The sequence below is a fragment of the Bradyrhizobium sp. WYCCWR 12699 genome (assembly GCF_032144035.1).
Taxonomy (GTDB): Bacteria; Pseudomonadota; Alphaproteobacteria; order Rhizobiales; family Xanthobacteraceae; genus Bradyrhizobium.
Map to the genome: position 1 here is coordinate 600,301 of NZ_JAVTJN010000039.1, position 14,021 is coordinate 614,321.

At 64.9% G+C, this 14,021-nt stretch carries 12 protein-coding genes; 6 read left to right on the forward strand and 6 right to left on the reverse strand.

Annotation, left to right across the window (positions count from 1 at the left end; translation table 11 throughout):
- The first annotated feature begins 20 nt into the window (after nt 1-20).
- Complete coding sequence (locus RPS27_RS33695; protein WP_212066898.1) at nt 21-1,556, forward strand: hypothetical protein; 1,536 nt, start codon at nt 21-23, stop codon at nt 1,554-1,556.
- A gap of 154 nt (nt 1,557-1,710) precedes the next feature.
- On the opposite strand, the gene RPS27_RS33700 is transcribed toward RPS27_RS33695, so the two are convergent.
- The 6 genes from RPS27_RS33700 to RPS27_RS33725 all read right to left on the reverse strand — a co-directional run bounded on the left by RPS27_RS33700 (nt 1,711) and on the right by RPS27_RS33725 (nt 9,298).
- On the reverse strand, nt 1,711-2,781 hold the full coding sequence (locus tag RPS27_RS33700) for a hypothetical protein (protein ID WP_249131791.1): 1,071 nt from the start codon (nt 2,779-2,781) through the stop codon (nt 1,711-1,713).
- A 398-nt stretch (nt 2,782-3,179) separates the two neighbouring features.
- Nucleotides 3,180-4,127, reverse strand: coding sequence for an ABC transporter substrate-binding protein (locus RPS27_RS33705; protein WP_212066900.1), 948 nt, complete (start codon nt 4,125-4,127; stop codon nt 3,180-3,182).
- Nucleotides 4,128-4,228: 101 nt separating this feature from the next.
- Nucleotides 4,229-5,269: an ABC transporter permease subunit gene (locus RPS27_RS33710; RefSeq protein WP_211418243.1), complete on the reverse strand. Its 1,041-nt coding sequence runs from the start codon at nt 5,267-5,269 to the stop codon at nt 4,229-4,231.
- Nucleotides 5,262-6,785 (reverse strand): sugar ABC transporter ATP-binding protein, encoded by a 1,524-nt coding sequence (locus RPS27_RS33715; RefSeq protein ID WP_212066902.1) that lies wholly within the window; start codon nt 6,783-6,785, stop codon nt 5,262-5,264. The genes RPS27_RS33710 and RPS27_RS33715 overlap by 8 nt, the downstream gene beginning before the upstream one ends.
- A 130-nt stretch (nt 6,786-6,915) precedes the next feature.
- The gene (xylB, locus tag RPS27_RS33720; protein WP_212066904.1) at nt 6,916-8,361 is read right to left on the reverse strand and encodes a xylulokinase; all 1,446 of its coding nucleotides are present in this window, start codon (nt 8,359-8,361) and stop codon (nt 6,916-6,918) included.
- A gap of 13 nt (nt 8,362-8,374) precedes the next feature.
- Entirely contained in the window at nt 8,375-9,298 is a 924-nt protein-coding gene (locus RPS27_RS33725; protein WP_212066906.1) for a LysR family transcriptional regulator, read from the reverse strand.
- A gap of 108 nt (nt 9,299-9,406) precedes the next feature.
- Here RPS27_RS33725 and RPS27_RS33730 point away from each other — a divergent pair, with 108 nt between their 5' ends.
- The 5 genes from RPS27_RS33730 to RPS27_RS33750 are packed head-to-tail and all read left to right on the forward strand — an operon-like array spanning nt 9,407 to nt 13,998.
- On the forward strand, nt 9,407-9,730 hold the full coding sequence (locus RPS27_RS33730) for a Dabb family protein (RefSeq protein WP_211418247.1): 324 nt from the start codon (nt 9,407-9,409) through the stop codon (nt 9,728-9,730).
- Nucleotides 9,727-10,806 (forward strand): maleylacetate reductase, encoded by a 1,080-nt coding sequence (locus tag RPS27_RS33735; RefSeq protein WP_212066908.1) that lies wholly within the window; start codon nt 9,727-9,729, stop codon nt 10,804-10,806. The genes RPS27_RS33730 and RPS27_RS33735 overlap by 4 nt, the downstream gene beginning before the upstream one ends.
- 4 nt (nt 10,807-10,810) lie before the next feature.
- On the forward strand, nt 10,811-12,175 hold the full coding sequence (locus RPS27_RS33740) for an amidohydrolase family protein (RefSeq protein ID WP_212066910.1): 1,365 nt from the start codon (nt 10,811-10,813) through the stop codon (nt 12,173-12,175).
- A 21-nt stretch (nt 12,176-12,196) separates the two neighbouring features.
- On the forward strand, nt 12,197-13,099 hold the full coding sequence (locus RPS27_RS33745) for an NAD(P)-dependent oxidoreductase (protein WP_212066918.1): 903 nt from the start codon (nt 12,197-12,199) through the stop codon (nt 13,097-13,099).
- A gap of 14 nt (nt 13,100-13,113) precedes the next feature.
- The gene (locus RPS27_RS33750) at nt 13,114-13,998 is read left to right on the forward strand and encodes an intradiol ring-cleavage dioxygenase (RefSeq protein ID WP_212066920.1); all 885 of its coding nucleotides are present in this window, start codon (nt 13,114-13,116) and stop codon (nt 13,996-13,998) included.
- Nucleotides 13,999-14,021: the final 23 nt, after the last annotated feature.

Here is a 14,021-nt window from a genome sequence, read left to right on the forward strand (position 1 = left end):
TTGGAAGTGATGGGCTCGACATGATCATCGAGTTTCGCTGTGAACGTGAATACGCGCGGCGATGGATGGGCCGCGCGACGCTGTCGGTCGACGGCCGGGATGTTCCGGTTCAAATCGCCTGGGCGGCAACGACCGAGCCGCGGCCCGCAGGTCTCGACGCCCTGTTCGAGCTCGAACGTGTGGTGTTGCACAAGGGCAAGCCCAGCGGCGCCAACAGGCTGGACGCCATTCCGGAGCGGACGCAGGCTCATGCCGGGAGCGCCGACGTGGTCGTCGATTTCACCGGCGGCGCGCGCGATCCGAACAGCTCCGCCCGGCTGTATCTCCGTCCGCTGTTCAATGGCGTTGCCGGCGAGAACGCCGCGCTCGCCGCCATTCTGGCCGGCGACCTGCCGGTGATCGCCATCGTCAACGAGATCGACGGCTCAGTCCTCGATCGCGGCCATCCATCCGGTGAAATTGCCGCAGGGCTCAGCGGCGCGCTCGAAACCGTCATGGCGCGAACCCTGACCATGGTGGCGGCGATCCTGTCGGGAAGGCCGCGGATTGTTCCGGAGCTGGCGCGCCGCGCTGGACATGGTTCGGGCCGTGGCCCCGCTGGCTACGTCATACGTGGCCTTGCCGTCTCAATAGCCAAGGAGATCTATCGCCTCTGCTGCTATGCCCCGCATTGGCATGTCGGATGGCGCTTCAATGACGGTGCCGGTGTCTGGCAGACTGGCGATCTGTCCGGACCGGGCTGGAACGTCCTTCCCGATCCAGGACATCGCTTTTACGCGGACCCGTTTCCGATCAATTGGCAGGGGCGAACATTCGTCTTCTTCGAAGATCTCGATCACCGCGTCGGAAAAGGCATCATCTCGGCGATCGAGTTCAACGACGCCGGCCCGGTGGGAGAAGCCGTGCCGGTGCTGGAGGAGCCCTGGCATCTCTCCTATCCGTTTCTGATCGAAGACGGTGGCGCATTGTGGATGATTCCGGAGAGCTCGACCAACGGGGACGTCGCCCTCTACAAATGCGTCCGGTTCCCGGACAAATGGGAGCGGCACGCGACGCTGCTGTCAGGCCTCGAGCTGGCCGACGTCACGATCACGCGGCATAACGGCCTGCATTACCTGTTCGGCGCCTGGCGCGACGGAGCCGGCGGCTACTCGGATTCGCTGGCGATCTATCATGCCGATCACCTCCTGGGGCCCTGGTTGCCGCACGCCAGCAACCCGGTGCTGATCGACCGCGCGAGCACGCGGCCGGCGGGGAATTTCGTCACGATCAACGACACATTGTGGCGCCCGGTGCAGAACTGCACCGACGGCTACGGCGCGGCACTCGCGCTGGCGGAAGTGGTCGAGTTGTCGCCGACCGCCTTCAGGCAGGTCGTGCGCCATTCGCTGAAGCCCGGACCGGCATGGCCCGGCAGGAAGCTCCACACCCTGAACCGTTGCGGCCGGCTCGAGGTGATCGACGGATCGCACGTCCAGCCCAAGACGAACGCTTTTGCCAGCAAGTCTCCGTCGAGTGTGTTGCCCGCGCGAGCCAATCCTTCCGCCGCACGCTGACGCGGATTAGATCAGGGCGTGTACTCATGAACGTTCGCTTCCAACGCAAAGCGGAAGTCCGCCACTCGAGGGTGACCGGCGGCTTGTGAGCGTTGCGGACATATCGAAATCAAGCCAGACCGAAGCGGCTGAGACGAGAAGCACTCCGGCTCGGCTAGGGGAGTCCTTTTGTCATCGTAAAGGGATTGAACCCACGTTCCGCGAGGGCTGCCCACGAAGCTGCGCCAAGATGTGACAATCGGAAATAGTTTCGCGGCTTGGTCGGGTCGGTGTCCAACACGAACCCCGTCGGTAACGCGCGGACACTCGTGGCATAGAACCCACCATCGGGCGACCTCTGGGATTCGATGACAGAGATCAACGATTCCGCCCTCTCGGTCTTGCCGAGCAATTTCATCAAGAGAGCCATTTGGCCCGTCCCTTCGGTCCACACACCATCCCGGTCTTCACCGTAAGAAAAGCCTCCGTCGACACTCATCCGCTGTTCGGCGGTCGTCATTGCCGATGCAAATTTCCCGGCCGCTCCGTGAAGCGCCGTTAAAGGCCAGATCTGGGCATCCAGGGCCACAATCGGATTATGCGTGACACCGTCTTCAGCGGTCCCCGCAGCAAAACAGGCGCACCCTGGATCCCACATCGCATTTACGAAGTACTCGGCAACCGTTGCCATATCGCGCCAGCGTGAATCGCCTGTACGGATCGCAAGAAGGCCAAACGCGGCGGCGAGGTCAGTATTATGTTCAGTCGATTTCCACGTCCGCACTTCCGGCGTCGGTTCGTGCCCAAACGTACCACCCGTGAAGCCGCCAGTACCGCGCGTATCTGCCCATTGCGCGACCCAGGCGCCAAGCCGCGCTGCGCCATCGCGGAACCGAGAGCCGGTGTTTACGCCATCGATCGACAGCAACGCCAACATGGCCCATGCCACGTTACCAACATCGCTGCCCACCTGATATCGATCCTCCAACCATTTGTTTTGAGTATTGTCCCACCACCCCGGAAGTTTGGCGGGGCCGTTCACCACCACACCCGCCGCGTAAGCGTTCCTGAGGCGGCCATCATGCCAGGTGCGGTCGTTGTCGAGGGCCCAGAGAATTGCCGAGCCGATTCGAGACGCTTTGTCTCGCTCACCGCAACCGACCAACGCGATGGCGGCCACCGCATTGTCATAAAGGTATGCGGCGCCATGGAGAGGCCCCGATTCCACGGTCGGATAGCTGCGCAAGAACAACGGCCCTGGCGGTGCCTTATCGATTAGACCAGCGAGGTACCCGCATGCAGACGCTTCTGGTGTTGCTAAAGCCCGTAGGGAAGTGGCGGCCAAAAGGATGATGAAACTCGCTACGATCCATACGCAGGTTTCTATTCGGGCCACTTGCTGTTCTCCGCGGTGGACGATGATTCCATATACCCATCGGCGATGTCTGGAGGTGGCCCTCAGCGGCGTGGCCAGGGCGCATTAGCCATGTCCGGTGTTGAAAAACTAACGGACACGGCCCACGCGCGGGCCGGCCGGATTTATCAGTGCACGCCTTAGCACGAGCCTGCGGCCATGACGCCACGGGCGGCGTGAATCAAACACACCGCCCGCAATTCGTGGTTTGCCGCCTCAGCAAGGGAGGCTTACTGCGAACGATCGGAGGTCCAGCCCTTGTACTCGGCGACATTGTCCCTGGTCACGAGCTTGGACGGCAGCAGCTCGACGGTCGAGGCCGGCTTCTGGCCGTTGAGGATACCAACACCGACCTGCACGGCGCGGCGCGCCATGAAGAACGGATCCTGCGAAGCCGAAGCCTGAATCTGCGGCGACTGCGGATCTTTCAGCGCGGCCTCGATATCGGGCGCACCGTCGACCGCGGTGATGACGATGCCGGTTCGGCTCTGCTGGCGCGCCGCAAGGTCGGTGCCGATCGCCTGGGGATCGTTGATGGCGAAGATGGCGTCGATCTTGGGGAAGCGGGTTAGATAGCCCTGAGCAACGGTGAGACCGCCTTCGCGCGAGCCTTTGCCGTCCTGGTCGTTGGACAACACCTTGATGCCGGGATTCTTCGAGAAGACGTTCTTGCAGCCAACGACGCGGTCGATCACGGCGGAGACCTGCGGTCCGTTCTCGATGATGACCTCGCCCTTGCCGCCCAGCTTGTCGACGATGTACTGGCAGGAGATCTCGCCGGCCTGCACGTTGTTCGTGGTCACGGTGGCATCGGCGCCTTCGGCCGCGGTATCGACCGCGACGACGACGATGCCGGCGGCCTGCGCCTTCTTGATCGCCGGCCCGATCGCCTTGGGATCGCCGGGGTTGAGCAGGATCAGATCGACGCCGGCGGCGATGAAATTGTCGATCTGGGTGACCTGCTTACCGAGATCGTATTCGAAGCCGACCGCCGTGATCTTCACGTTGGGATTGGTCTTCCTGGCCTCGAACTCGGCGCCCTTCGCCAGTGCGACAAAGAACGGGTTGCCCATCGACCCCAGCGAGACGCCGATCGACTTGAGCTCCTTCGCCGAGGACGGCACGGTGCTAAGAACAAGCGCCGTCGCGGCGCCGGCGAGCATGATCGTCTTCAACATGGACTTCCTCCCTGGTCTGTCTTGGTCCCCGGCGCGGCAGACCAGTTGCCGCAACGGAAGCTTTCATGTTCTGGCCGAGCCTTTAAGTTTTGGCGGAGCCTTTAAGTTCTGGCGGAGCCTTGCAGCCGGTACCGATCCAGCGCCACGGCGCCAATGATGACGAGGCCCTTGATCACATATTGCCAGATGTCGGAGACACCGACGAGGATGAGGCCGTTCGACAGCACCGCGATGATCAGCGCGCCGACCAGTGTCCCCCAGATCGAGCCGATGCCGCCGACGAACGAGGTGCCGCCGAGGATCACGGCGGTGATCGCGTCGAGCTCGTAGGACTGGCCAAGCTGCAGACCATTGGCGGCATAGAGCCGCGCCGCCTGCATGGCGCCGCCGAGCCCGGCGAAAAGCCCGGAAACACCGTAGACGAAGATCAGTACGGCCCAGACCTTGATGCCCGCAAGCCGCGCCGCGCTCTCGTTGCCGCCCACCGCGTAGATGTGCACGCCGAGCACGGTCCGGCGCAGCACCAGCCACGAGACCAGGATGACGAGCAAGGCGATCACCGAGAGCCACGGGATCGATGCGACGCCGGGAACGAGCGTCAGCGAGCCGTTACCGATGAAGGCATAGGGGATGGCGGGATTGAACACGGTGGTGTCGGCCCCGAGCAGTCGCGCAAGGCCGCGCACCGCGGTGAGAGAGCCGAGCGTGACGATGAAAGGCGGCAGGCGGAGCAGCGCGATCAGCGCGCCGTTGACGACGCCGAAGCCAAGGCCCGTGAGCAGCGAGGCCGGCAGCCACAGCATGCCAAGCTCCGGCAGCTTGGACAGCGTCAACCCGGCCATCGCGGAGGCCGCCAGGATCGAACCGACCGAGAGGTCGATGCCGCCGGTGAGGATGACGAAGGTCATGCCCGCGGCGAGCACGGTGTTCACCGCGGCCTGCTGCAACACGATGCCGAGATTCTGTCCGGTGAAGAAGCGTCCCTCGGACAGAAAATGAAAGCCGATACAGAGGATCAACAGCACCGGCAGCATGCCGAGCGCGCTGATCAGCATCCTCACCCGCTGGCGCTTTGTCTCGGCGGCAGCACCGTTGGTCGTCGTCGGGGCGGACTGGACCTCCGCAGCACCGTTGTCAGGCATCGAGATGCTCCATCCCCGTGGCAAGCGCCATGATGTCTTCTTGTGTCAGCGGCGAACTGGGTCCGCGGCTCACCTCGCCGGCGATGTGCCCGGCCCGCATGACGGCGACGCGGTCGCAAATACCGATGATCTCGGGCAGGTCGGACGAGATGACGAGGATCGCGGTGCCAGCCTTGGCCAGATTGTCGATGATCGAATAGATCTCGGACTTGGCGCCGACATCGACGCCACGCGTCGGCTCGTCGAGGATCAGCACCTTCGGCGCGATGGCGAGAAGCCGCGACAGCAGCAGCTTCTGCTGATTGCCGCCGGACAGGCCACCGGCGGGGACGCCGACATTGGCGGCGCGGATGCTGAGGCCAGCGAAGGCCCGGTCGGCGCGCTCGCGCGCCTTGTCACGGTCCAAGAACCAGCCGAGCTTGGCATCGCGGCCGAGCACCGCGAGGTTGATGTTGTCCAGACAGGACATATCCAGGAACAGGCCGAGTGCCTTGCGGTCCTCGGTCAGATAGGCGATGCCGGCCTCGAGCGCCTCACCGGGGGTGCGGATCTCGACCGGCTGTCCTTCCAGCTCGAGCCGGCCGGAGGTCTTTGGCAGTGCGCCGATGATGAGATGCGCAAGCTCGGTGCGGCCGGCGCCGATCAGGCCGGCGAGCCCGACCACCTCGCCTGAGTGCACGCTGAGCGAGCAGCCCTTGACGCGCTGGCCATCGGCCATGTCGATCGCTGCGAGCACGGGGTGTCCGCGCCCCGCGTCGGGATCGTGATCCTTCTTGTAGAACGAGGAGACGTCGCGCCCGACCATCAGCCGCACGATGGTGTCGGCACGGATCTCGGGCTTGTCGAGCGAGCCGACCAGCCGGCCGTCGCGCAGCACGGTCACGCGGTCGCCGAGCGCGTAGACCTCGTCCATGCGATGCGAGATGTAGATGATGGCGAGCCCCTCCGCCCTGAGCTGGCGGATCAGCGCGAACAGCCGCGCGCTCTCGCCCGCCGACAGTGCGGTGGTCGGCTCGTCCATGATCAGGATCTTTGACCTCGCATGCAGGGCACGGGCGATCTCGACCAGTTGCCGCTGGCCCATGGACAAATGGGCGACCAGCGTCAAGGGCAGGAAGTCTGCGCCAAGCCGCTTCAAAATGGGACCGACGCCCTCACGCATCTCCCCGCGCGCCAGCAGTCCTGAACGCGAGATCTCGCGGCCGAGATAGATATTCTCGGCGACGCTGAGATTGGGAGCGAGCGACAGCTCCTGATAGATGATGGAGATGCCCGCCGCGCGGCCGCCGAGCGGACCTTCAATCCGGACCGGATGCCCTTCGATGCGGATCTCGCCGCCGGGATCAGGCTTGTAGGCGCCGGACAGGATCTTCATCAGCGTCGACTTGCCGGCGCCGTTCTCACCCATCAAGGCATGAATCTCGCCGGCATAGACGGTGAGATCGACGGCACGCAGCGCCTTGATGCCGAAGAAGGATTTGGAGACCCCGCGCATCTCGAGGATCGGAGCGTTCATCGTGCCTCCCGACGCACAATGCGTTTCCCACCCGCGTCTCGATCTTCTTGTCAGCGCGGCTCACGCATTAAACAAAAGGCCGCGGCACAGGGCAATACCGAACACAGCGAAATGCGATATCACGGCGATGCTAGTGGCGCGGCCGATACAGTTCGCGCCAGGCGGGAAGCCGTTCGGCGTAAGCATCGGTCAGCCCGGTGTCAGGTTCGAACGTCTCGACGCGTTGCGGTCGCGTGCACACGGTTGCGATTGCCTCACCCGTGACAGCAAGCCGCCCCAATCTTGCCGCACCGAACGCCGCGCCGGTCTCGCCGCCGGCAAAGCAGTGGATGGGAACATTCAGCACGTTTGCGAGGACCGAGAGCCAGAACGACGACCGCGATCCACCGCCGATGACGTCGGCTTCCGCGATCGCGATGCCGGCATCCGAGAGCGCGTCGCGGCAATCGGCCAGCGCGAAGGCAACGCCTTCGAGCACCGCCTGCACGATCGCATTGCGATCGGTGCCATGGCTCAAACCATCGAGCATGCCGCGCACGGCGGGATCGTCATGCGGTGTCCGCTCCCCTGCGAGATAAGGCAGGAAGCTCACCGGCGACGGCGCCCGCGGGCGCGATCCTAGCGGCGCCAACAACTCGGTCTCAGTGACACCGAACAGGCGCGCGGCCCAGGCCAGGCAGGAGGCGGCCGACAGGATCGCGCCGGCCTGTATCCACATGTCCGGGATGGCATGGCAGAACGTGTGCACCGCGCGGTCCGGATTGGCGGCGATCGTGGCGGTCGGTGCCAACAGGGCACCCGATGTCCCCAAGGATATGAATGCGGTTCCCGGCTGGATCGCGCCGATGCCGATGGCGCCCGCCGGATTGTCGCCGGCACCGCCCGCGATCACCGGCCGCCCGGTCATGCCCCAGCGCCGCGCCAGCTCGCTCCGCAGTCTTGCTGCGGGCGCGCATCCTTCGACCAGACGCGGCATGTGCTCGCGCGTCAGGCCGGTTGCGGCCAATGCGGCGTCCGACCAGTCCCGGCGCGCAGCGTCGAGCCACAGGGATCCCGATGCATCCGAGACATCCTCGACGGCCTCGCCCGAAAGCACCAGGCGCAGATAGGCCTTTGGCTGCAGCACGAGCTTCGTCGCGGCAAAGATGTCGGGCTCATGCGTCGCGATCCAGAGCAGTTTTGGCGCGGTGAATCCCGGCATCGCCTTGTTGCCCGTCACCGCGCGCAAGGCGGGCCAGCGTTGCTCCAGGACACGACATTCCGCGGCGGCGCGTCCGTCGTTCCAGAGGATGCAGGGCCGCAAGGGTCTCAAGCCCGCGTCGAGCAGCGTGGCGCCATGCATCTGGCCGGACAGTCCGATGCCCTTGACCGCCGCCAGCTCTTGTCCATGCGAAGCCTTCAGCGCATCGAGCGTGGCGAAGGCCGCATCGATCCATTGCGCAGGGTCCTGCTCGGAATGTCCCGGCTGCGGCGAGGCGATCGTCAGCGGCCTGCTCGCGCTTGCGATCACGCGCTGGGTGTCGTCGACGAGAACCGTCTTGACTGCGGAGGTGCCGAGATCGATGCCGAGATACATGGATGCTTCCCGCTCACTTCGCCGCGTCGATCCAGATCCCCGGCTCTGAATGCTCACGGATGTGACTGACCAGGAAGTCCGAGAACACCCTGATCTTGGCCGGCAGCCTGACGCGGTTCTGGTAAGCGATGTTCATGGTGAGCAGCGGCAGCTGCCAGTCGCTCAGGACAGGCACCAGCCGGCCGGCTGCGATATCGCCCTGCACGATGTAGAGCGGCTGGATCAGGATGCCGAGCCCCGCACGCGCTGCACCACAAATGATCTGGCCGTCATTGCTGTCGAGCGTCGGCGCGATCCGCACCGTCTGCGTCGTGCTGCCCTGGCTCAGCCGCAGCGAATAGGGATCGTTGGCGAGATTGTAGATCAGCATGTCGTGGCGGGCGAGATCGGCGGGATGCTCGGGCCGGCCGTGCTTTTCCAGATAGGAAGGAGCCGCCGCGAGCACACGGTGCATCTGGCCAATGCGGCGGACGACGATGTTGGAATCCGGCTCGTGCTCGCGCGTGCGGATCGCGACGTCGATGCCGGCCTCGATGAAATCCAGATAGCGGTTGGCGCTGATGATCTGCACACTGAGATCGGGGTAGAGCGCGCGGAAGGCGGGCAGCATCGGCGCGAGATAGATCATCGCAAAGGACAGCGAGGACGTGACGCGCAGCATGCCCTTCGGTGACAGCGCACGGTCGGAGACGGCGTCCTCGGCTTCGGCGAGTTCGTTCAAGAGCGTGCTGCAGCGTTGCAACAGCTCCTGCCCTGCCTCGGTCAGCCATTGCCGGCGCGTGTTGCGCTCGATCAGCCGGACCGCAAGCCGCTCCTCCAGGGCGCTGAGATGGCGGCTCGCGGCCGCGTTCGACATCCGCAATGTTTCGGCAGCTTTGGAAAGGCTGCCGAGCTCGGCCGTTTTGGAGAAGACCTCGAGTTGGAGCAGCCGGTCCATTTTTGCGCATATCGGAAAAGAGACTTACAAATTTTGGCCTTTATTTCCGATTTCTGCAAGGCAAAATAGCTCTCAACAAAACACTGCGACAGGCGAGGAAATCAGGAAATGTCGGGCCCGATCAGGCACATCGTGATGTGGCGGCTGCGCGGGGAGACCCCCGAGGAGCGCTCCGCCGCAAGGGTCAAGGTCAAGACGCTGTTCGAGGGCCTCAAGGGCCGGATCGACGGCCTCACCCATATCGAAGTCGGCATGGATGTCAGCGCGGTCGATTACGCCTGCGACGTCGTTCTGTTCTCCGAATTCACCGACCAGGCGGCGCTCAGCGCCTATGCCAGCCATCCGGAACATCTGCGGGTGCGCGAGGCCTTGGGCGACTTGCGGATCGGGCGCTTCCAGGTCGATTATCCCATCAAAGAGACCGGCGCATGATCGGTTCGTTCACCTTTGAAAACCTGCCCTGCCGCGTCGTGTTCGGCAGTGGAACGCTGACTGAAGCCAAGGCCGAGGTCGAGCGCCTCGGTGGCAAGCGCGCGCTGGTGCTGACGACGCCGCAGCAGGAGGCGCAGGGCAAGAGCCTCGGCGCGGCGCTCGGCCCGCTCTATGCCGGCATCTTTCCCGGCGCGACCATGCACACGCCGGTCGAGGTCACGGAGCGCGCGCTCGCCGCGATGCAGGCGTGCGAGGCCGACTGCGTCGTCTCGCTCGGCGGCGGCTCGACCACGGGCCTCGGCAAGGCGTTGGCCTTGCGCACCGGAATCAACCAGCTCTGCATTCCCACCACCTATGCCGGCTCGGAGATGACGCCGATCGTCGGGCAGACCGAGAACGGCCTGAAAACCACGGTGCGCGATGCGGCGATCCTGCCCGAGACCGTGATCTACGATGTCGATCTCACCTTGACGCTGCCGGCGAGCCTCGCGGCAACATCCGGCATCAACGCGATCGCGCATGCGGTGGAGGCGCTGTACGCACGCGACGCCAACCCCGTGACATCGCTGATGGCCGAAGAAGGCATTCGCGCCCTGGCGAGGGCCCTGCCCGCCATCGCCGTGAAAAGCGACGACCGCGAGGCCCGCACCGAAGCGCTCTATGGCGCATGGCTGTGCGGCGTTTGTCTGGGCACCGTCGGCATGGCGCTGCATCACAAGCTCTGCCATACGCTCGGCGGCACGTTTGATCTGCCGCATGCCGAAACCCACACCATCGTGCTGCCGCATGCGCTCGCCTACAACGCCCCGGCCGTGCCCGATGCGATTTCACGCATCTCGCGCGCGATCGGCGCGGCTGACGCACCTCAAGGTCTTTACGATCTCGCCAAGCGGCTCGGCGCGAAGCTGGCGCTGCGCGACATCGGCATGCCCGAAGCCGGCATCGACAAGGCGGCCGATCTCGCGGTGACGAATCCCTACTGGAATCCGCGGCCGCTCGACCGCAACATTATTCGCGACGTGATTGCACGCGCCTGGGCCGGCGAGCCGCCCGTCACCGTCAAAGCGGCGGCGTGAGGCGATGCGGCGCACGCTGATCAAATCCGCTATTGTCATCACCATGGATGACGCGATCGGCGATCTCGCAACCGGCGATGTGCTGGTCGAGGGCAGCCGCATCATCGACGTGCGGCCATCGATCGACGTCGCGACAGACGTCGAGATCATTGACGGCAAGGACCGCATCGTCATTCCCGGCCTGATCAACGCGCATATGCACACCTGGCAGACCGGCTTGCGCGGCTTCGCCGCGAACTGGACGCTGCTGGAATATTTCCGCCGCATGCATGCCGGCCTTGCGACCGTGTTCCGGCCCGAAGATATCCACATTGCAACCCTCGTCGGCGCACTGAACCAGATCAATTGCGGCACCACCACGCTGGTCGACTGGTGCCACAACAATCCGACGCCAGATCACACCGACGCTGCCGTACACGGCTTGATCGAGAGCGGGATCCGCGCCGCCTTCTTCCACGGTTCGCCCAAGCCGGAGCCGAAGCCGGGCGAGCCGCATTTCTCGGAAGTGCCACACCCGCGCCGCGAGGTCGAGCGGCTGCTGGCGGGCCCCCTTGCCGACCGCGACGGCCTCGTCACGCTCGGGCTCGCCATTCTCGGTCCGCATTATTCGACACTCGACGTTGCGGTGCAGGACTTCCGTCTGGCGCGCGAACTGAACCTGATCGCCTCCATGCACCAGGGCGGCGGCCCGGCCAAGACGCCCGGCGGCTGGGAGAAGCTGATCGAGGCGGGCCTCGTCGGTTCGAGCACCAACATCGTCCATGGCAACGACCTGCCGGACACGTTGCTGGACCGGATGGTCGATCTTGGCGTGTCGTTCTCGGTGACGCCGGAGAACGAGATGATCCAGGGCCATGGTTTTCCGATCACCGGGCGTTTGCTCAAGCGCGGAGTGCGGCCGACGATCGGCATCGACCTCGAATCCATCCTGGCCGGCGATCTCTTCTCCGCCGCCCGCATCGCGCTGTCGATGCAGCGGGCACTCGACAATGCCGAGTCGCGCAAGACCAGCGGCAGCATTCCGGCGACGACCACAGTTCCCGTGCGCGAGGCGCTGCGATGGATCACGACGGAAGGTGCCCGCATGCTCGGCCGCGAAAACCAGATCGGATCGCTGACACCGGGCAAGCTCGCCGACCTCGTCATCATCAACGCCTCCGACCTCAATCTCCACCCGGTTCATGATCCCGTCGCGACCGTGGTGATGCAGACAAGCCTTGCCAACATCGAGGCCGTCATGATCGGCGGCGCCTGGAAGAAGCGGAATGGCCGACTGCTGGTCGAAGGATTGGAGGCCAAGAAAGAGCTGCTGGCGCAATCGGGCCGGCGGCTGGTGCAGGACATCGAACGACAGGGACGCGCCGCCTGAAGGCGCCAACGGACGATAACAATGACAGACGCTTCGAAGAACATCGCTTTCATCGGGATCGGCAAGATGGGCCTGCCGATGTCGGCGCTCGTGGCCCAGGCCGGTTACGCCGTCACCGCGTTCGATCAGAGCGCGGCACGGATCAACGAGGCGCGCACGCAAGGCATTGCGACTGCGGCATCGCCGTTCGAGGCCGTCAGCGGCAAGGCCGCTGTCGTCACCTCCCTGCCCGACGATGCAGCCTTGCGCGGGGCGCTGCTCAGCTCCGCCGGCCTGGTCGCCGCAATGGCGCCCGGAGCGGTTCTCATCGAGACCAGTACCGTCAGCGTCGCGGCCTCGACCGAAGTCGCAGCCGCCGCGCAGGCGCGCGGCATTGCCTATCTGCGTTCGCCGGTTTCCGGCAATGCCAGCATCGTTCACACGGGCGCGCTGACCTGCTTCGTCTCGGGCCCCAAGGACGCGTTCGAGAAACTCAAGCCGCTGTTCGCGGCCTTCACCCGTGCCCAGACCTATCTCGGGCCCGCCGAAGAAGCGCGCTACGCAAAGCTCTCGGTCAACCTGATGATCGCGGTGTCGGCCGCGATGATGGCGGAAAGCCTCGCGCTGGCGCGCAAGGGCGGCATTGCCTGGCAGGATATCCTGAAGGTTCTCGACGACAGCGCGGTCGCCTCCCCCATGGTGAAGTACAAGACCGCACCGCTGCGCAGCCGCGACTTCGAGTCAACCTTCTCCTGCAAGCAGATGGCCAAGGACCTCGACCTCATTCTCGGTGCCGGCCACGCCGTCGGCGTGCCGCTTCAGCTCGCCGCGCAAGTGCGCGAGACCTATGGCTCGCTGGTCGCCCAGGGCGACGGCGACACCGACTTCATCGCCACCGTCAAGCATCTCGAGCGGCTGTCCGGCCTTGGCGAACCCGAACTCTGATCCTCGGAGGCCCCATGCGTAACTTCAACGAGACCACGATCACGGAAGCAGTGCTGGAGCGGATCGCGGGCGCGACCGATCCGCGGATCAAGGAGGTCAGCGAAGCGCTGGTGCGTCATCTTCACGCCTTCGTCCGCGAGGTGCGTCCGACCCAGAAGGAGTGGGAGTTCGGCATCGACTTCCTGACCCGCACCGGCCACATGTGCAACGACAAGCGCCAGGAGTTCATCCTGCTGTCGGATACGCTCGGTGTCTCCATGCTGGTCGATGCCATCAATCACCCGGTGCCGGAGGGCGCGACCGAGACCACCGTGCTCGGCCCGTTCTTCGTGCAGGCCGCGCCGGAGAAGGACAGCGGCGCCGATATCTCCGGCCCGATGGAGGGCGATCCGATGCTGGTCACTGGATCGGTCTCGACCGTCGACGGCAAGCCGCTCGTGGGCGCCATCGTCGATGTCTGGCACTCCGACGATGACGGCTATTACGACGTGCAGCAACTCGACAGCATCGGCGATCTCGCCATGCGCGCCCGCTTCCACACCGATGCCAACGGCCGCTTCCATTTCTGGTCGATCAAGCCGGCCGCCTACCCCATTCCGCATGACGGTCCGGTCGGCGACATGCTGGAGGCACAGGGGCGCCATCCCTGGCGCCCGGCACATGTGCACTTCATGATCTCGGCGCTCGGTTTCGAGCAGCTCGTCACGCACGTGTTCGTTGCCGGCGACCAATATCTCGACAGCGACGTGGTGTTCGGCGTCAAGGACAGCCTGATCCGGGAGTTCGTCCGTCACCCCGCCGGCCGTGCGCCGGATGGTCGCATGGTGGACGGTGAGTATTTTCACCTCAATTACGATTTCGGCCTGAAGCAGGTCGCGAGCAACGCAAGAGCCGCCTAAGCTTGGCGGCGACGGACCGAACA

What these genes read in the sequence shown, in the direction of transcription:
- RPS27_RS33695 (WP_212066898.1), top strand. Translation starts at nt 21, where the DNA reads ATGATCATCGAGTTTCGCTGTGAACGTGAATACGCGCGGCGATGGATG.
- RPS27_RS33705 (WP_212066900.1), bottom strand. Translation starts at nt 4,127, where the DNA reads ATGTTGAAGACGATCATGCTCGCCGGCGCCGCGACGGCGCTTGTTCTT.
- RPS27_RS33710 (WP_211418243.1), bottom strand. Translation starts at nt 5,269, where the DNA reads ATGCCTGACAACGGTGCTGCGGAGGTCCAGTCCGCCCCGACGACGACC.
- RPS27_RS33715 (WP_212066902.1), bottom strand. Translation starts at nt 6,785, where the DNA reads ATGAACGCTCCGATCCTCGAGATGCGCGGGGTCTCCAAATCCTTCTTC.
- xylB (WP_212066904.1), bottom strand. Translation starts at nt 8,361, where the DNA reads ATGTATCTCGGCATCGATCTCGGCACCTCCGCAGTCAAGACGGTTCTC.
- RPS27_RS33725 (WP_212066906.1), bottom strand. Translation starts at nt 9,298, where the DNA reads ATGGACCGGCTGCTCCAACTCGAGGTCTTCTCCAAAACGGCCGAGCTC.
- RPS27_RS33730 (WP_211418247.1), top strand. Translation starts at nt 9,407, where the DNA reads ATGTCGGGCCCGATCAGGCACATCGTGATGTGGCGGCTGCGCGGGGAG.
- RPS27_RS33735 (WP_212066908.1), top strand. Translation starts at nt 9,727, where the DNA reads ATGATCGGTTCGTTCACCTTTGAAAACCTGCCCTGCCGCGTCGTGTTC.
- RPS27_RS33740 (WP_212066910.1), top strand. Translation starts at nt 10,811, where the DNA reads ATGCGGCGCACGCTGATCAAATCCGCTATTGTCATCACCATGGATGAC.
- RPS27_RS33745 (WP_212066918.1), top strand. Translation starts at nt 12,197, where the DNA reads ATGACAGACGCTTCGAAGAACATCGCTTTCATCGGGATCGGCAAGATG.
- RPS27_RS33750 (WP_212066920.1), top strand. Translation starts at nt 13,114, where the DNA reads ATGCGTAACTTCAACGAGACCACGATCACGGAAGCAGTGCTGGAGCGG.